This window comes from Silvanigrella paludirubra (assembly GCF_009208775.1).
Classification (GTDB): Bacteria; Bdellovibrionota_B; Oligoflexia; order Silvanigrellales; family Silvanigrellaceae; genus Silvanigrella; species Silvanigrella paludirubra.
Genome location: NZ_WFLM01000002.1, coordinates 718,740 through 743,530, shown reverse-complemented (window position 1 = coordinate 743,530; position 24,791 = coordinate 718,740). Strand labels below are relative to the sequence as shown.

Annotated in this window: 22 protein-coding genes; 12 read left to right on the top strand and 10 right to left on the bottom strand. The window is 29.9% G+C overall.

Annotation, left to right across the window (positions count from 1 at the left end; translation table 11 throughout):
- Nucleotides 1-62 precede the first annotated feature (62 nt).
- The 5 genes from scpB to rpmH form a co-directional block, all read right to left on the bottom strand.
- Nucleotides 63-743 carry an SMC-Scp complex subunit ScpB gene (gene scpB / locus GCL60_RS07310; RefSeq protein ID WP_153419724.1) on the bottom strand — a complete coding sequence of 227 codons (681 nt, stop codon included), beginning with the start codon at nucleotides 741-743 and terminating at the stop codon, nucleotides 63-65.
- Between the two features lie 14 nt (nucleotides 744-757).
- Nucleotides 758-1,318: a hypothetical protein gene (locus tag GCL60_RS07305; RefSeq protein ID WP_153419722.1), complete on the bottom strand. Its 561-nt coding sequence runs from the start codon at nucleotides 1,316-1,318 to the stop codon at nucleotides 758-760.
- 146 nt (nucleotides 1,319-1,464) lie between these two features.
- Nucleotides 1,465-2,439, bottom strand: coding sequence for a methionyl-tRNA formyltransferase (gene fmt / locus GCL60_RS07300; RefSeq protein ID WP_161998118.1), 975 nt, complete (start codon nucleotides 2,437-2,439; stop codon nucleotides 1,465-1,467).
- Between the two features lie 111 nt (nucleotides 2,440-2,550).
- Nucleotides 2,551-3,084, bottom strand: coding sequence for a 2-amino-4-hydroxy-6-hydroxymethyldihydropteridine diphosphokinase (gene folK, locus GCL60_RS07295; protein WP_153419718.1), 534 nt, complete (start codon nucleotides 3,082-3,084; stop codon nucleotides 2,551-2,553).
- A 32-nt stretch (nucleotides 3,085-3,116) separates the two neighbouring features.
- The gene (gene rpmH / locus GCL60_RS07290) at nucleotides 3,117-3,269 is read right to left on the bottom strand and encodes a 50S ribosomal protein L34 (protein WP_153419716.1); all 153 of its coding nucleotides are present in this window, start codon (nucleotides 3,267-3,269) and stop codon (nucleotides 3,117-3,119) included.
- A 364-nt stretch (nucleotides 3,270-3,633) separates the two neighbouring features.
- On the opposite strand from rpmH, the gene rlmB reads away from it, so the two are divergent.
- The 7 genes from rlmB to GCL60_RS07255 all read left to right on the top strand — a co-directional run bounded on the left by rlmB (nucleotide 3,634) and on the right by GCL60_RS07255 (nucleotide 10,640).
- Nucleotides 3,634-4,875, top strand: a complete 1,242-nt coding sequence (gene rlmB, locus GCL60_RS07285; RefSeq protein WP_153419714.1) for a 23S rRNA (guanosine(2251)-2'-O)-methyltransferase RlmB — start codon at nucleotides 3,634-3,636, stop codon at nucleotides 4,873-4,875.
- A gap of 12 nt (nucleotides 4,876-4,887) precedes the next feature.
- Nucleotides 4,888-5,829, top strand: a complete 942-nt coding sequence (locus GCL60_RS07280; protein WP_153419712.1) for a laccase domain-containing protein — start codon at nucleotides 4,888-4,890, stop codon at nucleotides 5,827-5,829.
- A gap of 133 nt (nucleotides 5,830-5,962) precedes the next feature.
- Nucleotides 5,963-6,379, top strand: a complete 417-nt coding sequence (gene secE / locus GCL60_RS07275; RefSeq protein ID WP_153419710.1) for a preprotein translocase subunit SecE — start codon at nucleotides 5,963-5,965, stop codon at nucleotides 6,377-6,379.
- Between the two features lie 36 nt (nucleotides 6,380-6,415).
- A complete protein-coding gene (nusG, locus tag GCL60_RS07270; RefSeq protein WP_153419707.1) occupies nucleotides 6,416-7,036 on the top strand; it encodes a transcription termination/antitermination protein NusG in 621 nt (206 codons plus the stop codon).
- Between the two features lie 136 nt (nucleotides 7,037-7,172).
- The gene (locus tag GCL60_RS07265; protein ID WP_153419705.1) at nucleotides 7,173-7,550 is read left to right on the top strand and encodes a PilZ domain-containing protein; all 378 of its coding nucleotides are present in this window, start codon (nucleotides 7,173-7,175) and stop codon (nucleotides 7,548-7,550) included.
- A 20-nt stretch (nucleotides 7,551-7,570) separates the two neighbouring features.
- Nucleotides 7,571-8,746 carry a tetratricopeptide repeat protein gene (locus GCL60_RS07260; protein ID WP_153419703.1) on the top strand — a complete coding sequence of 392 codons (1,176 nt, stop codon included), beginning with the start codon at nucleotides 7,571-7,573 and terminating at the stop codon, nucleotides 8,744-8,746.
- A gap of 100 nt (nucleotides 8,747-8,846) precedes the next feature.
- Nucleotides 8,847-10,640, top strand: coding sequence for an FAD-binding oxidoreductase (locus tag GCL60_RS07255; protein ID WP_161998117.1), 1,794 nt, complete (start codon nucleotides 8,847-8,849; stop codon nucleotides 10,638-10,640).
- Here the strand turns inward: GCL60_RS07255 and GCL60_RS07250 are convergent.
- Both GCL60_RS07250 and GCL60_RS07245 read right to left on the bottom strand, forming a co-directional pair.
- On the bottom strand, nucleotides 10,530-11,390 hold the full coding sequence (locus GCL60_RS07250; protein WP_153419698.1) for an SDR family NAD(P)-dependent oxidoreductase: 861 nt from the start codon (nucleotides 11,388-11,390) through the stop codon (nucleotides 10,530-10,532). The genes GCL60_RS07255 and GCL60_RS07250 overlap by 111 nt on opposite strands.
- The gene (locus GCL60_RS07245; RefSeq protein WP_153419695.1) at nucleotides 11,347-12,222 is read right to left on the bottom strand and encodes a lysophospholipid acyltransferase family protein; all 876 of its coding nucleotides are present in this window, start codon (nucleotides 12,220-12,222) and stop codon (nucleotides 11,347-11,349) included. Before GCL60_RS07245 ends, GCL60_RS07250 begins: the two co-directional genes overlap by 44 nt.
- Nucleotides 12,223-12,481: 259 nt before the next feature.
- On the opposite strand from GCL60_RS07245, the gene GCL60_RS07240 reads away from it, so the two are divergent.
- Nucleotides 12,482-14,188, top strand: a complete 1,707-nt coding sequence (locus tag GCL60_RS07240) for a ParB-like protein (RefSeq protein ID WP_153419693.1) — start codon at nucleotides 12,482-12,484, stop codon at nucleotides 14,186-14,188.
- 13 nt (nucleotides 14,189-14,201) lie between these two features.
- On the opposite strand, the gene GCL60_RS07235 is transcribed toward GCL60_RS07240, so the two are convergent.
- Both GCL60_RS07235 and GCL60_RS07230 read right to left on the bottom strand, forming a co-directional pair.
- Complete coding sequence (locus GCL60_RS07235; protein WP_153419691.1) at nucleotides 14,202-15,692, bottom strand: SDR family oxidoreductase; 1,491 nt, start codon at nucleotides 15,690-15,692, stop codon at nucleotides 14,202-14,204.
- Between the two features lie 151 nt (nucleotides 15,693-15,843).
- On the bottom strand, nucleotides 15,844-16,866 hold the full coding sequence (locus tag GCL60_RS07230; protein WP_153419689.1) for a hypothetical protein: 1,023 nt from the start codon (nucleotides 16,864-16,866) through the stop codon (nucleotides 15,844-15,846).
- Nucleotides 16,867-17,103: 237 nt separating this feature from the next.
- Here GCL60_RS07230 and GCL60_RS07225 point away from each other — a divergent pair, with 237 nt between their 5' ends.
- From GCL60_RS07225 to GCL60_RS07210, 4 genes are read left to right on the top strand one after another with little or no spacing between them, the layout of a single operon-like run.
- Nucleotides 17,104-17,412 carry a hypothetical protein gene (locus GCL60_RS07225; protein WP_161998116.1) on the top strand — a complete coding sequence of 103 codons (309 nt, stop codon included), beginning with the start codon at nucleotides 17,104-17,106 and terminating at the stop codon, nucleotides 17,410-17,412.
- Nucleotides 17,409-20,675, top strand: a complete 3,267-nt coding sequence (locus tag GCL60_RS07220; protein ID WP_153419685.1) for an aminotransferase class I/II-fold pyridoxal phosphate-dependent enzyme — start codon at nucleotides 17,409-17,411, stop codon at nucleotides 20,673-20,675. The genes GCL60_RS07225 and GCL60_RS07220 overlap by 4 nt, the downstream gene beginning before the upstream one ends.
- Nucleotides 20,675-22,645 (top strand): acetate--CoA ligase, encoded by a 1,971-nt coding sequence (gene acs, locus GCL60_RS07215; RefSeq protein ID WP_153419683.1) that lies wholly within the window; start codon nucleotides 20,675-20,677, stop codon nucleotides 22,643-22,645. Before GCL60_RS07220 ends, acs begins: the two co-directional genes overlap by 1 nt.
- Before the next feature lie 26 nt (nucleotides 22,646-22,671).
- The gene (locus tag GCL60_RS07210; protein WP_153419681.1) at nucleotides 22,672-23,637 is read left to right on the top strand and encodes a hypothetical protein; all 966 of its coding nucleotides are present in this window, start codon (nucleotides 22,672-22,674) and stop codon (nucleotides 23,635-23,637) included.
- On the opposite strand, the gene GCL60_RS07205 is transcribed toward GCL60_RS07210, so the two are convergent.
- Nucleotides 23,565-24,677 (bottom strand): hybrid sensor histidine kinase/response regulator, encoded by a 1,113-nt coding sequence (locus GCL60_RS07205; protein WP_153419680.1) that lies wholly within the window; start codon nucleotides 24,675-24,677, stop codon nucleotides 23,565-23,567. The genes GCL60_RS07210 and GCL60_RS07205 overlap by 73 nt on opposite strands.
- Nucleotides 24,678-24,791: the final 114 nt, after the last annotated feature.

Here is a 24,791-nt window from a genome sequence, read left to right as displayed (position 1 = left end):
GCAAGAAATAATACCAGCAGATTTTACTTCTGTTAAGACGAGAATTTAATTTATGTCTTTTTTTATGACTCTTCTTGTGATGAATATCCAATATCAGAAGCACTAGTATTGTCTTCTTGTTGCTCTTCAATAGAGTTTAGGGCAAGCACTGCTTTTTTCTGATCATCTATATTCATTTGTAATGATCTTAAGCTTGGTAATTCACTTAAACTTGAAAGTCCGAAAACTTCTAAAAACTTTTGAGAGGTTTTATATTCTAGTGGATTACCAACTTCTTTTCTTGTTCCAGAAGCATAAATGAGTTCTTTTTCTTTTAACGTTTGAACAATAGATGAACTATCTACTTGTCTAAGTGCATTTATTTGTGCACGAGTAATAGGCTGTCTATATGCAATAATTGCTAAAGTTTCTAAAGCATTTTTACTTAAAGAACGTGCTTTACCAGCATATTGTTTTTTAATTAAACCAATATGTTCGATACGTGTTCTGATTTGGTATTTATTTCCATTTTCAAAAATTTCAAATGCCCTGTCTTCATATTCAAATGCCAATGCTCTTATAGCCATTCGAATATCAGAAAGAGATACTTCACCAATCCAGTTTCGAATATCTCCGGCTTCTAAAGGTGTATCAGCTACAAATAAAATGGCTTCAACCTTAGATTTTAATAAATCAAACGCAGACTTATTGGAAATATTTGATTCATCCGAATTTTGAAGAGAATTTGTTTTTGAATCTTCCATAATCACCTATTAAATTAATTTGTCTCACGCGCTTTGTGGCGATCTTTTTTATTATGTTTTTTTTCAGGATGTTCAGATACAACTTGAGCATCTATAATATTTCTATCAGATATTCTTTTTTTTGCGTCTGAAATTAATGTTTGTGCAATATTTTTTCTAAAGTTTTTAAACGATTCTATATTTGTTGGGGCATTGCTAACAACAACTGAGTTTACATATTTAACAATAGGTAGTAAATTTTTTCCGCTATTATGTTCAACAAGTATACTTATAATTTCGTTACGAACTTCATTTGTTGCAACTTCTGCAGGTTGTCCTTCTAGAAGTTTGTTTACTAATTTAGAGATGCTTTTTTCAATTTCAGTGCTAGTTTTATGTCCAACATCATTAACTTTTCCAAGAAGAAATTGAATTTCTTCTTTAGAGAAAGAACGAGCTTGATCTACTGCTTTTTTAGCAAGTCCGATCATTGCTTTTGGATTCAGATTTTCTTGATTTTTTTTCAAAGTATCAACAATTTTTTCAGAGTTGATATTTTTTAAATTGCTAATTAAGGAACTCAATTTGCTATCCATTGCTCTTTTCCTTTTGATTTTTCGAAATAGTCAATTTAGCACTTACTCGCAAGCTAAATCGCCGCTATTCCTCTGAGAAACTAAAACCTCTAACGTTTCTCATACACCAAAAAACAAATACTTCAAATGAAGAGACTTCTTTGATTTTAGCTATTTAGCTTAAATAGCTTCCCTTTTACTCCATTTTGAAAATCTTTTGCTGACACTGCTTTTTTGCCAGGTAGTTGCAATTCCAGTATATCAAGTAGTTGATCATCCCCACAGCATACACTTAATGTATTTTGTGTAAATAACAAATCACCAATTTTTAAACCAAGATTATTTTGTGACACTTTTGTTGTAATTATTTTAATTTCTATTTTATCATTATTTAATAAAAAGATTGATTTTGTTCCTGGCCAACCTGAAAAAGCTCTAACCTTATTATGAAGTGTAGAAGCAGGTTTAGAAAAATCTAAATAGCTTTCTTCAGGTTTAATTTTATCTGCTTTTGTGGCTTGCGTATGATCTTGTTCAATAGGTTTGCTTAGTCCTGCAAAATAATTTGGAAGAGCTTTTACTAGTAATTTAGCTCCTTTTTCAAATAAATTTTCTAATAATTCAGGCGATTTTATTTGATCATTTAAAGAAAATTCTTCTTGGGCTAAAATAGGACCAGCGTCCATAGCGGCAACTGAGAAAAGAATAGACACACCTGTTTTTTCATCACCATTTTCGATACAGCGTTGAACAGGTGCGGCTCCTCTATAGAGTGGTAAAAGACTTGGATGAATATTTAAAGTTCCAAAAATGGGAATGTCTAAAAATTCTTTTGGTAAATAATTTCCATAAGCTGCTGTAATGCATAAGTCAGGCTTTAGTTCTTTTAAGTCAGATAAAAATTCAGGGTTTTTTGCTGATTGAGGTGTAAAAACGGGAATTCCTCTTTCAAGTGCGAGTGTGTGCACAGGGGAAGGAGTTTCGCTTCCATTTCTACTTGAACGTGCAGGTGGTTGGCTTACAACCAAAATAACTTTTAAAAAGTGTTCGTATTGTAAAATGATTTTTAATGCCAGTGCAGCAACTTGAGGAGTTCCTAGAAATATAACTTTTTTTCGATTATCTGACTGTAAAAAACTCATAGCATACCTTTTCCGTTTTTTAGGGATAGTAGCTTTTCCCTCAACAAAATAACAAAGAATGAACATATCTGAAATTAAAAAATTGAAAAGTAATTTAAGAAGTATTTGTTATTAATAAAATTTAAAGTGTTTCAAGATTTGTTCTTTCGGAATTTTAAACTCATCTTCAACCATGTCTCTCCAAAATGATCTATTAAAATAGTCTCTGTGAGGCACAAAAAAATTTGGTTCTTCTGAGTAATGATAAGGCTTGCATTCAGAAAAGGGTTTATTTTCAAATTCAGCACATAATAGAATATCTATATCTAAAGATCTTGGCATCCAGCGTCGTTCTCTAGGGTGTCCGATGGCATCTTCTATTTCTGATATAATACAATATAGTTCTAATGGATTATAATGAGTTTCAGCTTCGCAGATAAAATTAACGTAATTTTCGTGATCGCTTGTGTCGTATTCTGGATGAGAAAGGGGTTTTGTTTCTTTCCAGGTCGATTGTTTTGTAATCATTATGTGTTTATTTAGCAATATTAAGGACTTGTGTAGGTTTTTTTGTCTATCTCCAACATTTGAGCCAAATGCCAGAATATATTTATACATATTTTTAAATGGTTGCATTTTTGGGCTTTTACAAAAAAAAAGGCGCATAGAATGCGCCTTTTCGTTATAATTACAGTTGGTTACTTAACGTAAACTGTAGCAGCTAATTTAGTACGGCCTTTTGTACGGCGACGTTTGATAACGTTGCGGCCATTTTTAGTTGCCATGCGTGCACGAAATCCATGCTTGCGTTTACGAACTTTATTACTAGGTTGAAATGTTCTTTTACTCATGTTTAAAATCCTCTCAAATCACAGGAACCCTGTAGCTAGCATAAGCCTAAAGATAGCGCAAGTAGAAAGTATAAAAAATGTTAACCCCTATAATTATTGAATAATAATTTAAATCTTATAAATGTCCTGTTTTTGTATTCAGATAAATAAAAAATTTTAAGATAACTTTCCGTCATAAAATCAAGGAAAACATAGAATGAAATCGGTAGAGTAATCCTTAAAAAATGAGTTATTTTTGTTTCATTTACTTTAAATAATTTCATAAATTCTAGATATAAAGTTTGCTTTGAATTTGTTGTTTTGTATGGCATAGATTTTCTGTGTCTTGATATCACGTTTTTATTAGGAAGAGAGAAACATTATTATGGTTTATAAAAAAAGAGAAGGCTCCCCTTCAAGGTCAAAGTCATCTTCAAAAACAGGGAAGTTTGATAAAAAGGGAAATTCAAGATCGGATAGAAACTCATCCGACAGCAGAGCGCCAAGATCAGACAAAAACTCATCCGATAGCAGAGCTCCTAGATCAGAAAGAAACTCATCTGACAGCAGAGCGCCTAGATCAGATAGAAACTCATCTGACAGCAGAGCTCCTAGATCGGACAGATTTTCAACAGACAGCAGAGCACCACGTCCTGACAGAAATTCATCAGATAGAAGATCGCCAAGATCGGATAGATTTTCAACCGACAGTAGAGCACCACGTCCTGAAAAAAGAGATTATACCTCTTCTCCAGAACGCAATCGCGTTATGAATGAAAGACCGCAAAAATTGGAAAGAAAAGATTTTTCTTCCCCTCTTAGAGCAAAAAAGGGAATGCCAAAAGAAATCTTTATTTGGGGCCGCAGAACGGTTGAAGCATTCTTAGAAAATCTTCATCAACAATCGAAAGATATTGATAGTTCCAAATATGGTCTTCACATCATTGTAGATAAATCTCACAAAGCACCTTCTCAATTAAAGCCTTCTGTTGAATCTGCAAAACTTTTAGGAATTAAAATTGTTCCTCATGATTCCGCAGAAGAAACATGGCCTTTAGCGGATGCATCCGAAGAATTAAATCACCAACGTATTTGTTTGAAAGTTCCTGAGTATCCTATTCAAAATATTGTAGAAGCAATTAATCATGTAAAAGCGGCGAACGAAAATTCAGAGCATGGTTGTGTTGGAATTGTATTGGATCAAATTCAAGATCCACGTAATTTTGGTGCTATTATTCGTAGTGCTGCTTTTTTTGGTGTAAAATTTGTTGTTTACGGTACTGATAGACAAGCAGATATTTCTTCATTGGTATTAAAAACTTCAGCAGGCGGAGCATTTTCTATTTCTTTGATTCCAGCCGTAAATATTAATAGAACTTTACAGCAATTAAAAGAAGCCGGCGCTTGGATAGCAGGGGCTGCTTTGGCTGAAAATGCAGTCGCTTTAAATACAGTTCCGAAAGACAGAGCATGGGTTGCTGTTATGGGGAACGAAGGAAAAGGTCTGCGTAACGAAGTGTTAAAAAATTGTGATTATGTTGTTCAAATACCTGGCGGCCAAGGAACAGTAGATTCATTAAATGTAAGTGTTGCTGCTGGAATTATGATTCATGCTCTTTCAAAATAAGAGGTTTTTCTTATGAGGTTATTGTCTCATTTAAATGAAACGGAATATCCATTTTTTATTCCTAAAAGTTTTTTGCAAAGTATTTCTTTGGAAAAATTTTCTTTAAATTTTGATCCTTTTTCTTCCTTATTAGAAAAAGAATCTATTCCATTAAATGGTTTAAAAAGTTCTGTTACTTATTCATTAAATGAACAATTATCTAAATCTTTTACGGTGAAAGCATTTCATAGCAATATAATTGCAAGAGCGTCTGAAAACTCTCCCGAGGCAGATGCTCAATTTATTGTTGCCCCTTTTTCAAATCTTTCTTCTATTTTTCAAGGCAAACAACATTTAGGATTACGCACAGCCGATTGTCTTGCAGTTGTTTTTAGTTTTGAAAATAAAGAGTACTTTGCTGGCGCTATTAGTCACGCAGGTTGGCGAGGGTATTCTTCTGGTATCTTACAAAATACAATAGAAAAACTTAAAAATGAAACTAAATTGCTTGGCATAAGTGCTTCTGAATTATTAACTGGTTTAAAAGTACACATCGCTCCCGCTATTTTTGGTGTATCTTATGAATGTGGGCAAGAGGTAAATGAAGCTCTTTTAAAGCATGGAAATAATTTATTTTCGAAATACTCTAACCAGTCCCAATTTCAGGATTTATACAATAAATTAATAAATTTAAATCAGGATCCTGAGCTTTCGCTTGTTATTAATGATCTTCTCATAAAAAATCAGCAATCTATTTATATTCCTTGTAAAATATTTCCAGATTTGCAGCTATTAGCTGCTCTTGAATGTTTTCTTTCTGGGATTCCTCATGAGAACATTGAGATTTTGAGAGAAAATACTTATAGTCATCCAGCCCTTTTTAGTTTTCGCGAGGCAAGTCATAAAAAGACGAATGCGAGCCATCGACAATGGACTCACTTGAGTTTTCCTTCTATTCCTAGGAATCTCATTTAATTTGCCCCTAATTGAAAGGGGGCATTTTGTTTATTTTGCCTTGCCCATGTTAATAGAACCGTGTTAGCTCTTTAGCATTTATAGGGCGCTTGACATAAGTTTGGGCATAGGCCCAATAGGAGATAAAAACCAAATGAATGAAGTTTCTCAGATAGCTTATCGTTATGCTGCTCTTTTTTATGGAATCATAGCCGCTTATTTTTGGTATATATTTTATTCTTTGTGGGGATTTTTAGGGAAAAATTATTTTCCTCAAGATGTATCCAGCGTTTTTAGTATCCAAAATAGCAACTTTCATATTGTAAGTATTGTGATAGCTACGGTTCTTACTTTAGCACTTACAGCTGGTTTAATAATACATAGTAAACTCAAAGAATTCATTGTAGATGTTGGAGATGAGCTATCTCGAGTGGCATGGCCTACATTTAAAGAAGCTCAAAAAACAACAGCCATAGTTATTGCACTTGTAATTGTTTCTTCCATCGTTTTGTTTTTTGCAGATATGGTATTTTTAAAAGTGATTAATCTAATTATGAGCACAGCAGCTTAATTTAAAATTATTATCAAAATCAAGGAACATAATTTTATGGTAGATCCAAAAGTAAGTGAACATGAAACTTCAGTAAAACCAACTTCTTTTACACATGAAAGATTCAAATGGTATGCTGTTTTAACTCAATCCGGAATGGAAAAAAAGGCAAAAGCAACTCTTGAAGAACGCATTAAAAAGCTAAAAATGACAGATCATTTTGGCCAAATTTTAATTCCAACAATGACGGTTGAAAAAATTGATGAAGGTGGAAAAAAGAAAAAGGTAGAGCAAAAAATGATGCCTGGATATTTGTTTGTGCAAATGGATCCAAATCATAAAGCAACATTTGGTTGTGTAAAAGATACTCCAAAAATCTCTTCTTTTATTGGTTCAGCTGCAAATCAAGATCCTAAACCAGTGCCAGATGAAGAAATTAGTCGTATTTTCAATCGTGCAGCAGAAGCAACAAAAGCAGCACCTTCTAAACCACTTACAGCCTTTGAAAAGGGTGAAAAAGTAAAAGTGATTGAAGGTCCGTTTACAAACTTTGTTGGTGATATTGATGAAGTTAAAGCTGATAAAATGAAACTTCGTTTACTTATTTCTGTTTTTGGTCGTGCAACACCTGTTGAGTTAGAGTTCAACAAAGTTGAAAAATTAAAAGACGGAGAATAATTCCAAAGGTAACAAATAAATTTTGTTATAAAAATAAAAAGGAGAGCTTACACTGCTCTCCTTTTTTTCGTATGATAATGATATTATGATTTCAAAATAAAGTTTGAACAAATAAATTTTCCTTATTGGAGATTTTATGAGCTTATCTGATAATAATGATGAAAAACGTCAATTTGAGAGATATAAAAGTAGTATTCCTGTTATTATCCAAAAAAAAGGGAATATAGGAACTTGTGAATGCACTTTACTTGATGTTTCGTTAAATGGTTTTTCTGTTCGTTTGGAAAGTGGAAAATTTAAAATTGATGTTGATGATAATTTTTTATTAATTATTGATCCAAAATTATTTGATATTGAAATAAATGATAAAATTATTATAAATTCAATCTGCAAAAGAATTGATCTAGAAACATTAATAATTGGTTCGGTTTTTTATAAAAACACAGAAAGTATTGATAATTATATTAAAATCATTGTAAATAGTTTTAAAAAAATAAATGAAAATGATTATTAAAAAGTAGGAGATTTTTAATTATGTCTCTAGTACTTGAGCTTCCTGACGATTTATCATTTCTTATAATAGATGAAAGTGATTCTTTTCGTAACGTAATGGCTGCAGGGTTAAAATCACTTGGTTTTAAATTTGTGAGTCAAGCTCCATCTTCAATGATTGCATTAGAAAATTTAAGAACTAAAAGTATTAATTTTGTTATTTGTGAACTAGAAATGCCGGTTATTAATGGAATAGAATTATTAAAAGAAATTCGTGATGCGAGTGATATAAATCGTACTGCATTTTTAATGATAAGTAGCAATGCTACAAGAGAAGATATTGCTTTATTAGCAGAATACGAAATTGATGGATTTTTAAAAAAACCGTTTTCATTTCAGTCTTTGGCTCAAAAAATTCCAAGTTGTATGTATAATTATAATGATCCAAATAATATTGAATCCTATTTTCAAGAGGCAAAATCATATTTAAAAAAAGGGGAAATAAGTATTGCCTTAATAAAATATGAAGGGCTTTTAAGAAAATCTCCTAATTCTTGTCGTGCAAGAATAGGATTGGCAACATGTTATCGCGCATTAAAAAATTATGTAAAAGCAGAAAATTTATGTAAACAAGCGATCGAAAAAAATGGATTATATGTTCAATCTTTTGATGAAATGGGTCGAATATATATGGCGATGAATAAAATAGAAGAAGCAATAAAGTTTTTTAAACAGGCTGTTTCTTTAAGTCCAAATAATCCATTAAGGTATGAAAAAATAACAAATTTACTAATTGAGCAACAAAGATTTAAAGAAGCAGAAGGTTTTTTGGAAACAGCAACTTCTGGTGGTGTTGTTTATACAAATATATACGAGCAATATGGCAGAACATTATTTTATCAAAAAAAGTTAGAAAAAGCTTCATTGTATTTTGAAAAAGCTTTAATTCAAGATCCTAATAATCGAAGTTTGATAAATTTAATGGGTATTTGCTTAAAAGATTTAAATAAATATGAAGAAGCTCTTCGCTATTATAATTCAGCAATAAAAGCATACCCATCTGATACAAAAGTTTTATTTAATAAAGCACTTTGTTTTTTTGAAATGAAAGAATTTGAAAAATCAAAAAAATTATGTGAATATATTCTTACATTAGATCCTAATAATCAAAAAGCAATTAAAAAAATTCAAGAAATTGAATTAATGCCTGCACAATAAATACAATTTAATATACTCGGTTGACTTTTTTTGATTAATTTGCGATTTTTTACAGTCAACTTTATTAGTCTGAATCTATAAATAAATGGAGATACATTTTATGATGAAGTGGTGGGGTTGGGGTGATCCTCAAAAAACATTTCCAATGGAAGATAAACCAAATTTATGGTCTTGGGTATGCAACATTTTAGCGTTACAAGATAAAAATAAAATATCTGAGCCTGTTTCAAGAGAGCAAGTGATCCTTCCTGAAGCAAATATAAATCAAGAATTTTTATCTGAAATAACAAGTAAACTAGAAGCAAATCAAATTTATACTTCAGACGACGAAAGATTAGAGCACGCATATGGAAAATCTTATGCAGATCTTTTTTATGCTCGTAAAGGTATTATAAAAAAAGCTCCAGATATCATTATTTATCCCCATACTCATGACGATGTCGAATTTATTATGAAATCTGCTCAAGCTCATAATGTGTGCGTCATTCCATTTGGTGGAGGGACAAATATTGTTGGTGGAGTCGATCCTCGTGATCAAACTATGACTGCAAAAGGAATGCGTTGTATTGTTTCTTTAGACATGAAGCAAATGGACAAAGTAATTTCAATTGATACACAGTCTCAGACTGCCATAATTCAAGCTGGCGCATTAGGTCCTATTTTAGAAAGTCAATTATGTGAAAAAGGTTGGTCTTTAGGACATTATCCAGATTCATTTGAATTTTCTACTTTGGGGGGTTGGCTTGCAACACGTTCTGCAGGTATGCAATCCGATGCTTACGGAAAAATAGAAGACATGCTTGTTTCTTTAAAAATGGTAACACCTACTGGAACCGTTATTACAAGAACAACACCAGCTTCAAGTGCAGGTCCCGATTTAAATCGATTTATTGTTGGCTCGGAAGGAATACTTGGTGTTATTACTGAAGCAACAATGAGAATTCATAAATCACCTGAAGTTAAAGATTATCGTGGCTTTTTGTTTCCTTCTTTTGAAAAAGGGGTGGAAGCAATTAAAGAGTGCATTGATAAAAATTGGATTCCAAGCATGATTCGTTTACAAGATGAATTTGAATCTCAATTGGCTTTTAATATGAAATCTCCTAAAAAAGGATTTGAAGCACTCATTCAAAAGCAAGTAAAAAAATTTCTATTAGCTACAGGGTATCAAAAGCCTTGTATCATGATTGTTGGTTTTGAAGGTGATTTAAAAAATACTCAAGTTATTAGTCAGGAAGCTGTTAAAATATTAAAGAAACATAGAGCCTTTTCATTAGGGAAAAGTGTTGGTAAAACATGGTCAAAAGATAAATTTAATATTCCCTACTTGCGTGATTATATGATGGATTATGCAGTTATGGTTGATGTTGCTGAAACAGCTGCTGTATGGTCAAAACTATTGAACGTTTATCATAAAACAATTGAAGAAATGAAAAAACGTTTTGCTGAAGAAGATAACGGAACAGGAACGGGTTATATTGGATGCCATATATCTCATACATATCATACAGGAGCTTGTTTATATTTTACTTATGCAACAAAACAAAATCCTAATAAAGAAATGGAACAGTATTATGGTTACAAAAAACTAATCACAGATACTTTTCTAAAGAATGGAGCAACATTAACGCATCATCATGCGGTTGGTTATGAACACTCTCCATGGATGGAAACAGAAGTTTCAGCTACAGGATTAAAAGCATTAAAGGCAGTAAAAGATGTTTTAGATCCTAAAAATATTTGTAATCCTGGAAAAGTATTACCAGTTGAAGAAGAAATGAGATTAGGAGTTTTTGGAATTGACGCCCCTGAAGCTGTTCACCAAAGTAAGAGCAGAGCTAAAAAGAGAAGTGGGCAAGTGAGTCGCAATTTGAACGAAAATACGATTAGTTAATCCAGGAATACATATTAAATCACCTCTCATGAGCGCTTTATAGCCTTGTTCAGCTACAAGATCTGCACTCATGCCAGAGGTTTTTTTATGCTTAATTGAATTTATATTTTTACCTATATTAGAGCGAATTCTAAATTCTGTTTGTGTAATGCCAGGGCAAAGAGTTGTTACGTTAATTTTGTACTTTTTATTTTCATGAGCTAGAGATGTTCCAAATGAAAGTAAAAATGATTTACATCCGCCATAAACGGATTGGAATGGTACTGGGCTAAATGAATACACTGAACCTACATTTAGTATAAAACCAGAGCGTCTTTCTTGCATATATGGTAAAACTAACTTTGTTAAAGAAAGGGTAGATTGTATTTGTAAATTTACCATATTTAATTCTTTTTGAAGTTCTGTTTCGTGAAAAGCTCCGTGAACTCCAAATCCAGCATTATTAATTAAAACATCAACCATTAAATTTTCTTTTTTTAAAAATTCAGCTATTTTATCAACCGAATTATTTATTGATAAATCTAAAGGAAGAACATAAATTTTTGCATTAAATTTAGTTAATAATTTATTTTCTAATTCATAAAGACGTTGATGGTCTCTTGCTATTGCGATCACGTCATAACCTTTACTTGCTAAAAGACAAGTAAAGGAATAACCAATTCCACTTGATGCTCCCGTAACTAAGGCAATTGGTTTTTTCTCGGTTTCAATTATTTTTGGTTTCGATTTGATTATTTCCGATATTTTCATGTCTTTCAATTACTCCAGCTTTTCTTTCAAAAAAATAATCATTTTCTTGAGTTTTAATAACACTTGCAATTTGATGAACAATCTCAGAGCATCCTTCGCGCCCAGATAATTCAGTTTTAGGAGTAACAAGATTCATGGAAATATAAAAGGATGAATTTTTAAGTGGATAGTTGGAATAGGTTTCTTGTTTATCGCCTCTAACATAAATACAAAGAACCCTGCAATTAGGAATATTTTGAATGATTTTTCCAACTCCATAAGTCATTTGAGTTTCCTCAAATCTTCCTGTCCGACTTCTTTTTCCTTCTGGAAAAATAGTTATGATTTCTCCTTTTAGTAAGAGATTTTTACATATGTTTAAAATTTCATTATGATGACTTGCAGAAGCATCTCTGTGTATGAAAATACATTTAGCTAAAAAAGCAATGACTCTATAATACCATTTTTTACCAAAAAAATCTCCTGCAGGTAAGTTCCAAGAAAAATATTTATAATTAAATTGATACCAATAATTTGGTGCTAATGCCCAAATAATTAAACATGAATCAATAAATGTAAGATGATTTGCACAAATAACTAATGGTTTTTTATTTTTAAGAATCGATTTAAATTGATTGCGAATGCTTTTAATATTTTCTATTTTATAGCCCATAATAAACTTAAATATAAAAATAATTGTATAACAAAACGGTATTAAAACTAGAAAACTAAACGTTCTTTGAAAAAGAAGTCGTTGGTTGGTATAATTTACGAATATGGAACTTTTATTTTTTTTCTTTTCTTTTATACCAATGACTTCTGAAGTTATTTTTGCATTCTCTTGATCAAGCATATTTTTAAGACCCTCCCTCTTTTTCGTATCATTTATGATATTTGAATCGTTAAAATGAGTAAATACTAGAAATTGAAAATTTAATTTAGCTTTATTGATCCAAAAATTTTTATAAGTATCAATTTGATATCCAAAAAAATTAATACTTGTTGTTATTATTTTATTTTTTTATTTACAAAAATTATGAATTCATTGTTTATTTATTATGTTTTTGGTATATATTAAATACTTGGTGTTTGGCTGTAAGAGGTAAATGTAAATGTTTAAATATTTAAAGAAATACTTTAAAAATTGTGTTTTTTTTGTTATTGTAATAATATTTGTAAGTTGTAAGTCAAGTGTCTCTGATAAAGAGATTTTTTCATATTATATTCAAAGCAAATGTATCAACCCAACAACTAAAACTGAAATCAATTACCCAAAATGCAGCAATAATACTCCTGAAAATCAAATATGTTCGCTTAATTTGCTAGATCTAAAGCCAACTCAATTTAATTATGGGCAAGATTATGTAATAAAATTAAGCGAAAAATTTCGAAATAACACGAGTTCATTGCAGGAGCTTTTGTGCTCTAAGCCTTTGAATGTTGTGATTGGTCCAAAGGCTGAGTCTGGATTTTTTCTTACAGACGGCCATCATAGAGTGAAATTAGTCGAAAGAATAGCAAATGAGAAATCAATAAACTTTACTATTCTTGTAAAAGTTGAAAATAATTTTATGTTAGATGATCCTAAATTAGATAAGAATGTTTTTTGGAATACAATGATTGCAAATAATAATGTTTATTTAAAAGATAAAGGAATTATTAAGTCTTCAAATAAATTACCAACTAAATTTTTAGAATTAACAAACGATCCATATAGATCGCTTGTAGCCTATATTGAAGACGATAAATCTAAATTTTGTTTTGATTCTTCATTATCAACTTTTGGTAATTATGGGGAGTTTTATTGGGCTGATTATTTTAGAAATTATAAAAAATTAGATAAATATACAGATAGAAAAGTATATAATTTTTATAAAAATAAAATACTTTATTTTGTGAATTTAAATAATGGAAAAAAAGAAAACATTTGTAAATTATCAAGTGCAATTCATTTACCTGGTTATACAAACCAAAATAATAAAGAACCAACTTTAGTTATAGATAGCATTAATGAAAAAGGTGAATTAAAGAATTTTAGAACAATGCAAATGATTGAAAAAGTATCTAAAAATAATATAAAAGGTTTAAATAAATTAAAAGCATCTGGAAGTGCTCAGTTTTCAGAAAATCAATTAAACTGGATTATTCAAAATACGTCTAAAAATCTTATATTAGTTGATTTAAGACAAGAGTCTCATGGTTTTATTAATGGAAATCCTGTGACATGGACGGCTCCTTTTAATTGGGCGAATATTGGTAAATCTAAAAATAATATTTTGATAGATGAATCTGTTAGATTGAATGAGCTTTTGTTTCAAGATTATATTGCCATTCCTACTTCTAAAAACTATAAAAACGAAAACTTTAATTTTAATGATTTAATTAAGTTGGAAATCAATGAAATATCTCGAGAAGATGAATTGGCCAGTAAAAATCAAATTGGTTATTTTCGTTTGACAGTTACAGATCATTCCATGCCATCAGATGAAGATGTAGATGAATTTTTATCATTTGTTAAAACTTTAAAAGAAGATACTTGGCTTCATTTTCATTGCAGGGGAGGAAAGGGTCGTACAACAACATTTCTTGCTATGTTTGATATGTTATTTAATGCACATTTAGTTTCGTTCAATGATATTATTCAGAGACAATCTGATGTTAAGCCAAATTATAACTTATTAGATGTTAAAAGATCCAGAAATTCAAGCCTATCTTTAAATAGACTCGAATTTTTAAAAGAATTTTACAAATTTTCTAAAGATTACAATAATGGCTATAAAGGAACATGGAAACAATGGAAATTACAAAAAAACTCTTAACAATTTAGTTATTTTATGGGGCATTTTTTTTACCACTTGTTAATGCCTTTAATTGCGGTAAGCACCATTGTTTTAATCCTGGAATATGAATTTCATTCCAATACTTATCCCATTTAATATCAGTAGGTGTGTATGAAAATTCTTCTTCTACAACTTTATGATTTAGTAAATTATCAGACTTAAAAGTATAATTATAATCATAGATAAATGGTTTATATACTTTCATAATTGTATCAATTGTTCTTGCTTTTCTTTTAATTGTAGTAATTACTTTTTCAATCCCCATTTTAGATATTAATCTTGCAGAATTTTTATCAAGTTTAATTAAATCAAAAACAAAGGATACTGACTTTTCATATTTTGTAATACTAGAGCCTGATAAAATATGCTTTGGTGTAATGAATTTTGGTCTTGGATTAGGAAGTAACATGTGACTTAATGATTTTTGAGCATCTTTTTTAAAGAAATTAAAAACAAAATAAGATGCATGTTCGACGGAAAGTGGATTTACAGAGGAAGTTGAACTTTGGTAAACTTGCGCATGTTTATTTATTAATAATGCAGATGCAGCAATAGTTAATCCTTTTGCAACATAATCTACAGGTATTATATCTAAATTATGATTTGGTTTTGCAACAAGTAGTCTATATCTTGAGCTTAGCATTTGTATAAAAGGGGCTGTTCCATTAAAATCTTCATTCCAACCAGGAAAAGGATATTTTTCAGCAGATTCTACTATGCTTGGTCTAAATATACATAATCTATTTTCAGGAAGTTTTTTAGATAATAAAGATTCTCCTAGGGCTTTTGAATAAGTATATGTATTTGGCCAACCTAATCTTTCAGCACGGATAGCACCTATTTTGATGAGTTCTCTATCATTTGCATTGCGTGAGCGTGCTCCAAGTGATTCTTGTAAACCGCCTTTTAATTCATCTTCTGCGGAAAATTTTGTTCCGTTAGGAGAAACGTCTTTTAATATTTGCTCAGACACAATACCATCTGCCATTCCTGCTACATAACAAGTAGATATATGTAAAAGTTTTGCATGTTTTGTAGATAATATAAAGTCAGCAATTTTTAATGTGCTTTCAGAATTCGTTTTTAGCATTTGATCTAAAGGGGCAATAAATCTTAAATCAGCGGCAAAGTTAACAACAAGATCAAGTTCATTGCATAATTTTTCTTCAATTTGTTTATTTAAGCCAAGATATTCGGAGCAGATATTTCCAGAAACAACTTCAAGTTTTTTAACTTTAGAAAGACTGTTTCCATAAATTTGATGCAAGTTTTTAAAAACAGGAGAGTTAGAATATATTTCATCAAAGCGGGTAAAAGCATTTTTACCTTTATCTGGACGAATAAGAACATAAACTTTTTTTATTTTAGGAATATATTCTAGTAGCATAGAGATCCAGACCTTGCTAATAAATCCACTCCCTCCAATAATTAAAATTGTTTTACCTTCAAATGAGTTATGAATGGAGAGATTAGAAATTGTCATATATGGTACCCTTTCTTGTACACTTTAGCCTAAAAAACAACCTTTGCATAAGTTGGTTTTCCGAAAGCGGTTTTCCTTAGATTTGCGCAATGTCGTAATATACAAGGTTGTCATATTGCTAATATTCTTTCAAGCATTTGGACGTTTCTTATTAAAATTGCCAGCTACCAGCAAGATTGATATAAGGTGACAGCCATCTTCTCGCAGGAATATCAACATCCGCGTTACCTGATTGTGTCGTAGATATTGTGCTTGTTGCAAAATCAAACCCAATACTACTAAGTAAACTAAATCTTCCTGTTTTTGTACCTTCAGAAGATTCATATGATCCCGTTGCGGCAATCCTTATACCAAAATTTTGTTCCGTTTTTTGTAAAGAGACATTATTATAATTAAAATTTAAATTATTTTGGATATAAAATGGTTCTAAATGTGCATAGGTTCTAATTGGGGAACTTAAGCCTGTTTGCTGTGCAGACCAATTTGCAAATTCAATATTAGCTGGTAAGGAAACTTGATAGGTAGGATATTTTTGTGAAACTCTGTAAAAGTAACTAGCGTAATTAGAAAAATTACCGTGATTTTGAGCATCTTTACTTATATCTTGTTGATCATTTGTTGTTGCATTTCCTGCAAAAAAACCAGAAAATGAAATTCCTTGTGTATAAATGGGAGTAATTACTTGTGAGTAATTTACTTTTGTTGTTATTCCTTGGCTATTTAAATTAATTCCATTATAATCGTAATTAATTCTTCTATATCCAATTTGTGCATTCATATAAATTTTATTATCAACATCTCTAAGAATTTGAAAACCACCGAAGGCATCTATGATATAAATATTTCCACCAACCCAATTAGGATCAAAATACTGTCTAAGTGGAGAATAAGCCATTCCAAATACGTCACCTCCGATAACAAGTCCTCTTGTTAATCCAAAAACGCATTGCTCATAACCGCAAAAAATTTCAGCTTCATCTGGATATGAAGAGGGTGTTAATCTTTGAGCGGAAAGTGATCGTGCTTGGGCATTTAAAAAAGGACTAATTCCTTCGGAATAATCTTTTTGAGATTTATATTCAGGTCTTCCATCACTTTGTGCAAATATATTTAAATGTAAAGAACTTATCATGATAGTTAAAGATAAATAATTTGGGACTCTCAATATTTTCATAATATCCTCATTGATTAAATTCAAAAACTAAAAGTATTCGTTTTACCAAATTCCTTTAGTAAGGCTTTACCAAATTAAAGTTATACAGATATTTTTTATTAGTCACAATTTTGATTTCATATTTAATAAAAATTTTAAAACTTACCTTATTCAGTTTAGTTGCGATAATTTGATAATATTGCTACTCTATGGCATAACAATATAAATGTATATTCGGGCTTAACATGGAGGTTATTATTGAGTATGCTTTTTTCAATTGATTCTTTAATGCAACTTAATCTTCCTTTAGAACTTTATTCCTTTGCAATTGTATTTTATTGGGTATTAAGTGGAGCTATTGTTCAGTCTTTATTTATTAAAATAGATAAATATTTACCAGTAGGTTTTTCAAGCCCTACAATTGAAACATCAATGACAAGGCGGTTATTTTATTTTATAGCAGGTGGAGCTATTTTGCCTATGATAATTGTTCTATTTCCACCTGTTTTTTTAGCAACCATTATTGGTAAACATTTAGAAGAAAAAGTTAACAGGAAAAGTTTATGAAATCTGAAAAAGAGGGTAAAAAAAATGCATGGAATTTTGATTTAAATGCATTCCTCAGTAGCTGTAAAAAATCTACTAATCAAACATTCGAAAATTTAAAAGAAATTTTAAAATATTTAGAAGATCCTTCAACAAGAGTCAAGGCTCGTTGTGCTTTAACGGAACTTTACCAACATTTTTTAAATTTAGAATCTGGACATGATGCTGTTCTTAAATATCATTTTTCGATTGATAAATTAATTACTGATGGAGATGAATCAAGTCCAAATACGTTGTTACTTTTGCAATTGCCAAGTATTTTCACTCCTGAAGATTGGTCATTTACTTTTTTTGAAGGATTGGCAAGATACCCTTCTTCCGAATTTCATCATCGTGTTCTTGCAGAACTTGGTTGTGGAAATGGATGGATAAGTATTGCATTAGCAAAAAGAGGAGCTCCTCAGCAAATATATGGTCTCGACATAAATCCGAAAGCAATTATTTGTGCACGTATTAACTTATTTTTAAATGCTCTTGATAATTCAGGACAGGCTTATATAGATTCAGAAGGTAAGTCAATATTAGAAAGAGTTCAATTTCATCATTCCGATCTTTTAGAATATTGTATTACGAATCAAATAAAATTAGATAAAGTAATAGGTTGTATTCCTCAAGTTTTAGCACCTGACTCTAGTTTAATTCCAAACATATTACCTGAATCAGTTACAGATGAATCCTTATATGCATTAAGTAACTACTGTTCTAAACAAGGTTACATTGAAGACCAGTTTGGTTTGGGTTTAATTGCTCGTGCTGTTGAAGAATCAATTGAAGTTATGAAATCGTCAGGAAAAATAATATTAAATTTAGGAGGAAGACCAGGTAAAGCTGTTTTAGATAGATTATTAACAAGGCGTGGTTTTAAAGTAACAACTGTTTGGCAAACAAAAATAGAACAGGCTTTTGATACAGAAATAAAACCTTTAGTTGAAATTGAAAGAAATTCTGCTTATCGTTTTGAATTTTATATGGGTGCCAATTCCTCGGATTCTATTTCTGCACGTACAGCTTATGCATATGCACAAAATGGCGGAAGAATTTTTCATTCCTTACAAGTTTTAGATGCTGAAATGCGTGATAGTCTTAAAATGAAAAAAGTTTTACGTCTATTAAAAAAAGATGAATATTCTGATGCTCGAAGTGGTCTTGATCTTACTTTTAATGATAGATCTTTAGTAGAAGAAAAGCTGTCTTTTTTATCACGATTATCAGAAAAATTAAATTCTTTTTCTGCTTTTGATTATGAAGATATTAGAGGAGAAAATTCATTTAGAAGAAATATTGCTGAATATTTTAGAACGTATTGGAGAGTTCCAATAACAGCAAAAAGTGTTTTGATTGCTCCATCAAGAGTTGCAGTTATAAAAAATATTTTTTCAATTTATGATATTCATAAAGCTATTGTTGATAAAGAATTGTGTAAAGACCTTCCTGCAGAATGGTTACAAGCAGATATTTCCCAAAATAATGATAATATATTTGTGATTGAATCTCCAAAACAATGTGAATTGGTTTGTAAACTTGTTTCGACAATATCTCCAGAATTTGTATTGTGCTCTTTGAGTGATTTTGAGATTAAAGGCCAAGATTCAATTAAAAGACTTATAGATACAACTGAAAAATATGGCACAAGATTAATTATAGATTTTAGCAATGGTTTTGATCTTTCAAGTTATCCCAAAGGCAATGGTATTTTTGAATATTTATCTGACCAGCAATTACCAAGGCATGTAAGTTTAATATGTAGTTTTATTCATAATAGATTGTACTCAGATGTTGAAGTTACTTTTTTATTGAGTGAAAATGATTCTTTTTTAAGTGCAATATGTAATGCCGCAGAACTTACATATAGTAGAACTTCAGTGGTTCTTCAAGAATTTTATAATACTATTTTATTTGATTTATTAAGTTTTCATGTAAAAAATAATAAAAGAAGTTCATCACAATCTTTAAGATTACCTATAACAGAAGATTCTAGCTTTTTAAATAAATTTACTGGGCTATCAAAAGACTGTGCAAAGGCATTTGAACACCCAGCAATAAAAAATTCTCACCATGTAATAGATAGTAATGTTGTAAGATTAGATTATGGAGAAAATACTTTTCCAAGTCCAAATTTTGTAAAAGCAGCTATTTTTGAAAGTTTTGTTAGACAAAATATTTCAAATTCTGAAAATAATCCTGAAAGTGAAATTGCTCATACATTAAGTAAACGATTTGGATTTAAATCAATTCAAAATAAAGATATATTTTTAGCAAATGGTGTTTCTTCTTTATTTGCAGGAATTTCAGAATATTGTTCATTAAATAAAAATCCTATCTTAATTCCTTCTGGAAATTATGGATATTTTGAAGCAACAGCTCTTTTCTTTGGCTCTGAAGTTTTATCACTTAAAACAACTATTGATCAGCAATTTAAAATTCAAGCAACAAAATTAAATGATATTTTATCAAAACAAAAGAAAAAAGTATGGATTTATTTAAACTTGCCTATTGTTAATCCGACAGGAGCAAAATATTCAAAACAAGAATTTATTGATATTTTTAAAGTTGCTGAAAAACATGATGCTGTTTTAATTTTAGATACTATTTTTTCTGAACTAGAGTTTCATAAATCTGATGAAACATATGATATTTCATCAATTATAAAAAACTATTCTTCAAAGTTAAAATTTATATTACTTGGAGGTTTATCTAAAGAGCTTTCCTCAGGTGGTCTAAGAATTGGTTTTGGCTATTCAGAAAATCAACAATTACAAAGCGCAATGGAAAGAGGAATTAATAACTATATTCCAAATACAATGCGATATGCAGCTAGAAAAATCTATTCAGTAATAAATTCTCAAAATAATGATGTGATAAATCATTACAACGAGCAAAAAGAATTTCTTCAAGAACGTTTTGAAAAATTAAGTCATATTTTATCAATTTGTGGTTGGGAACCTTTAGATTCTAAAGGTGGTTTATTTATTATAGCCAAGCCCACAAAATTAATTGGTAAGAAAATCACAATCAAAAAAAATAATGAAGAAATTAATGTAGTTATTGATGGTAAAAATATTCATGAGGTTTTATTTTATAAAACGGGACTCTTAATTAATAGTTCTGAATGGACTGGTATTCAAGATTATTCACGTTTTGTATTGTCTGTATCTGAAAAAGAATTTGAAAGTGCTTTAGAAAAATTAAAACTATTTTGGAATACCGTAAGTCGGGGTGCATAATGGCAAATAATGAGTTAGCAGAAGTTTCAATTGATTCTTTATTAAAAGAAAATAGAAAATTTTTACCAAATAAAAAATTTTCAGAAAATTATATTTTAAAAGATTATAATACATATAAAAGAATGTATAATAGTTCAATTAAAGATCCAAAAAAATTCTGGGAAAAAATGGCTGCAACTCATCTTGTTTTTTTTAAAAAATGGCGAAGCGTATTTAAATGGAAAGATTATAAAGCGGAATGGTTTATTGGTGCTACTTTAAATATTTCTTATAATTGTTTAGATAGACATGTAAATTCGGATAGAAAAAATAAAGCAGCACTTATTTGGGAAGGAGAACCAGGAGACGTTAAGACATATACTTATCAGCAGCTTTATTCGGAAGTCATGATATGTGCAAATATGTTAAAAAGTTTGGGATTAGTAGCTGGAGATAAAGCGGCTATATATATGCCTTTAATTCCTGAAGCAATGATAGCAATGCTAGCTTGTACAAGAATTGGTGTTGTTCACACTGTTGTATTTGGTGGATTTAGTAGCAATTCATTAAGAGATCGAATTCAAGACTCAGGTTGTAAAATTTTATTTACAGCTGATGGAGGATTTCGCAAAGGCAGTGTAGTTAAAATGAAAGAAATGGCTGATGAAGCGCTTTTAGAAACCTCCACAATAAAAAATGTAATTGTTGTTAAAAGAACTTCTGAAAAAGTAAATATGAAAACAGGACGAGATTTATGGTGGCATGAGTATTCTGCTAAACAAGCAAAAGTATGTGAAGCAATTCCTTTGTCATCTGAGCATCCTTTATTTATTTTATATACAAGCGGAACAACAGGCAAACCAAAAGGATTACTTCATACAACAGCGGGTTATTTATTAGGAGCTACCGTAACAACAAAATATTTATTTGATATTAAAGAAACAGATATTTATTGGTGTACTGCAGATGTGGGATGGATAACAGGACATAGTTACGTTGTTTATGGGCCTCTGAGCAATGGAGCAACCGTATTCATGTATGAAGGAGCTCCTACTTTTCCAGAGCCAGATAGATTTTGGAAAATGATATCAGATCATAAAGTAACAACGTTATATACAGCGCCAACGGCTATTCGTTCCTTTATACGACTTGGAAATGAATACCCATTAAAACATGATTTATCTAGTTTAAGACTACTTGGAACGGTTGGTGAGCCTATAAATCCTGAAGCCTGGATTTGGTATAATGAAGTCATTGGTAAGAAAAAGTGTCCTATCGTAGATACTTGGTGGCAAACAGAAACAGGAGCAGCCATGATAGCTCCTTTTCCTGGAATAATGGCAACAAAACCTGGTAGCGCAACAAATCCTTTTTTTGGAATAGAGCCTGTTATCTTAAAAAAAGATGGTACAAAAGCAAAAGGGAACGAGGGCGGTTATTTATGCATAAAAAATCCTTGGCCATATATGGCTAGAACCATATATGGTGATCATGATCGTTATAAAAAAACATATTGGAAAGAAATTGAAGGCCATTACTTTACTGGAGATGGGGCTCATCAAGATAAAGAAGGTTATTTTTGGATAATGGGAAGAGTTGATGATGTCATTAATGTAAGTGGACATCGACTTGGTACAATGGAAATAGAAAGTGCTGCTGTTCACCATCCTAGTATTGCGGAATGCGCGGTAGTAGGAAGACCCGATCCCATTAAAGGACAAGGAATTGTTGCTTTTATTACTTTAAAAAAATCAGAAAAAGTAAATTCTCATTTGAAAGAAGATATTTCAAAGTTTATTGTAAAAGAAATTGGAACTTTAGCTAGACCTGATGATATTCGCTTTACGGAAGCCTTACCAAAAACACGGAGTGGTAAAATTATGAGAAGGCTTTTAAGAGAATTGGCGACTACGGGAGTAATTAAAGGAGATACGACTACTTTAGAAGATTTTTCTGTGTTAGAAAAACTCAGAGAAAAAGATGAGGATTAAAAGGCAAAAAAATAAAGAGAAATAAAATGAAAACTAAATCAACTTCTCTTTTTAAGAAAATAGATGAAAATATTAAAATACCGTTTTCTTTTACTATAAATTCTTATATGGATGCCTTGTCAAATGAGAACTTAGAATGGGTCGAAAATATTAAATTTAATGATGATAAGAATGTTAATCAAAAGTTAATTGCTTTATCACCTTGGATATTATCATCATATATATTTCCAAATTGTTCTTATAAATATTTAAAATGTTTTTCTAAATTTGCTAGTTTTTATATTATTTTTAACGAAAAATTAAAAGACCTTGATACTTATTTTCAAATAGAAATTTTAAATATATTAAATGAAACAAACTCAAACGAATATGAAGAAAATAGTTTAGTTGATAAATTTAATCAATTTATTATGGATTTAAAAAAATATTCAAGTTTAAATTGGTTTCAAAATTTTAAATTAAATATAAAAAATTATAATTATATATTAAATAAAGAAAGTTTAAATAAATTAGAGATCTTAAATAATTTAGAAAATAACTCAATTTTAAGTAAAAATTTTATTTCAAGTTTTGATCCTTTCATTGATTTTGTTGAGTTGCTTTTAGATAATGAATTATCTGAAAACTTTAAAAACTTAGATTTATATTGTAAAATGAGATCTTCAATAAATAAAATAAATATTTTGATAAATTCTATATTTTACTTATTAAAAGAAGAGAATATTAATTTAAGTATTAGTGAAAACCTAAATTATTTAATAATTTCTCATAACAAAGAAATTGAAAAAATAAATGAATATGAATATGAACTAAAAAATTATTCAAATAAAGAAGAAATTGAAATTGTTTATCAATGGATTCAGCGTTTAAAATCTCTCGTTATTGGATATTGGTATTGGAAAAATGAAGTTTATAATAATCATTCTGCATTGAATGAAATAACAAACTTTGTATTTTCTGATGTTTCATCAAAACGAATGGAGCCATTATGAAATTCTACTAATCTTTTAGAAATACTTAATCCCAGTCCAATTCCTTTTTCTCTATATTTTGTAGTATAGTATGGTTGCATAAGTCTAGGTATTATTTCTTTATCAATCCCTTTACCACTATCTGTTATTGATATTTCTAATTTATTATTATTAATTTTACTCTCAATATTTATCCATCTTTCGCTCAAATTTTTTGATATAATAGATTCATAAGAGTTTTTTATTAAATTAATAAATACCTGTATTAATAGCTCAGGTGAAGAAATTACTTCTATATTTTCATCGCAATTGATATTTAATCTGATATCATTTATTTTTAATGTGTCTTCCATTAAAAATTTAGTATTTTCTAAAATTGGTAAAAGTTTATATTTTTCATTTTTTAATTGCAAGTTATTAGGATATGCAAGCATTTTTATGCTTTTAATAATTTTAGATATCATTTCTGAATGAGATTGAATTTTATCCGCATACTTTAATGAACTTCTCATTGCTTCATCTTCTGGATTGTTAATTAATTCTTCTTCGAGGTGTTTTTTTAATAAATAAGAGGATCCAGATATATAAGCAATATGATTATTTATATTATGTATGATTCCAGCAGAAAGCTCAGAAATAAGGGCAACTTGTTCATTTGGAACAAGATTTGTATCTTCTGCTTTTTGCTCTAAGTGAATTTCTTTATCTTTTAAAAATTTTCTAGTAGCTCCTAAAATATCAGAAACTAAAAAGGGTTTGTTAAATAAAGCATAACCACCCATTTCATAGGCATCTTGTAAGGTTAAATCAGCATAGGCAGTCATGCAAACAATAATGGGATTATAATTGCTAAAGTTTTTTAAATCTTCCAAGAACTGCATTCCAGTGGATTCTGGCATTTTCATATCTGTAATGATGACATCTGGTGAATTTTGTTTACAAATGACTAGCGCATCTTTACCATTATTTGCAGTTAAAGTCTCATATCCTTCTTTTTGGTATTTAAAGGATAAAAATTTAAGAATCATAGGTTCGTCGTCAACAATTAATACGGACGGCATACTACTCCCAAGTATTTAAAAATAAAGAACTTTAAAAACATAAATTCTTAGATACTATCGGAAATAAATTGAAAATTTAAAGGCTAATTTTGGAAAAAAAATATAAAGAAAATT

Excerpts from the sequence above, each read along its gene's own strand:
- scpB (WP_153419724.1), bottom strand. The coding sequence starts at position 743 with ATGGAAGATTCAAAAACAAATTCTCTTCAAAATTCGGATGAATCAAAT.
- GCL60_RS07305 (WP_153419722.1), bottom strand. The coding sequence starts at position 1,318 with ATGGATAGCAAATTGAGTTCCTTAATTAGCAATTTAAAAAATATCAAC.
- fmt (WP_161998118.1), bottom strand. The coding sequence starts at position 2,439 with ATGAGTTTTTTACAGTCAGATAATCGAAAAAAAGTTATATTTCTAGGA.
- folK (WP_153419718.1), bottom strand. The coding sequence starts at position 3,084 with ATGCGCCTTTTTTTTTGTAAAAGCCCAAAAATGCAACCATTTAAAAAT.
- rpmH (WP_153419716.1), bottom strand. The coding sequence starts at position 3,269 with ATGAGTAAAAGAACATTTCAACCTAGTAATAAAGTTCGTAAACGCAAG.
- rlmB (WP_153419714.1), top strand. The coding sequence starts at position 3,634 with ATGGTTTATAAAAAAAGAGAAGGCTCCCCTTCAAGGTCAAAGTCATCT.
- GCL60_RS07280 (WP_153419712.1), top strand. The coding sequence starts at position 4,888 with ATGAGGTTATTGTCTCATTTAAATGAAACGGAATATCCATTTTTTATT.
- secE (WP_153419710.1), top strand. The coding sequence starts at position 5,963 with ATGAATGAAGTTTCTCAGATAGCTTATCGTTATGCTGCTCTTTTTTAT.
- nusG (WP_153419707.1), top strand. The coding sequence starts at position 6,416 with ATGGTAGATCCAAAAGTAAGTGAACATGAAACTTCAGTAAAACCAACT.
- GCL60_RS07265 (WP_153419705.1), top strand. The coding sequence starts at position 7,173 with ATGAGCTTATCTGATAATAATGATGAAAAACGTCAATTTGAGAGATAT.
- GCL60_RS07260 (WP_153419703.1), top strand. The coding sequence starts at position 7,571 with ATGTCTCTAGTACTTGAGCTTCCTGACGATTTATCATTTCTTATAATA.
- GCL60_RS07255 (WP_161998117.1), top strand. The coding sequence starts at position 8,847 with ATGATGAAGTGGTGGGGTTGGGGTGATCCTCAAAAAACATTTCCAATG.
- GCL60_RS07250 (WP_153419698.1), bottom strand. The coding sequence starts at position 11,390 with ATGAAAATATCGGAAATAATCAAATCGAAACCAAAAATAATTGAAACC.
- GCL60_RS07245 (WP_153419695.1), bottom strand. The coding sequence starts at position 12,222 with ATGCTTGATCAAGAGAATGCAAAAATAACTTCAGAAGTCATTGGTATA.
- GCL60_RS07240 (WP_153419693.1), top strand. The coding sequence starts at position 12,482 with ATGTTTAAATATTTAAAGAAATACTTTAAAAATTGTGTTTTTTTTGTT.
- GCL60_RS07235 (WP_153419691.1), bottom strand. The coding sequence starts at position 15,692 with ATGACAATTTCTAATCTCTCCATTCATAACTCATTTGAAGGTAAAACA.
- GCL60_RS07230 (WP_153419689.1), bottom strand. The coding sequence starts at position 16,866 with ATGAAAATATTGAGAGTCCCAAATTATTTATCTTTAACTATCATGATA.
- GCL60_RS07220 (WP_153419685.1), top strand. The coding sequence starts at position 17,409 with ATGAAATCTGAAAAAGAGGGTAAAAAAAATGCATGGAATTTTGATTTA.
- acs (WP_153419683.1), top strand. The coding sequence starts at position 20,675 with ATGGCAAATAATGAGTTAGCAGAAGTTTCAATTGATTCTTTATTAAAA.
- GCL60_RS07210 (WP_153419681.1), top strand. The coding sequence starts at position 22,672 with ATGAAAACTAAATCAACTTCTCTTTTTAAGAAAATAGATGAAAATATT.
- GCL60_RS07205 (WP_153419680.1), bottom strand. The coding sequence starts at position 24,677 with ATGCCGTCCGTATTAATTGTTGACGACGAACCTATGATTCTTAAATTT.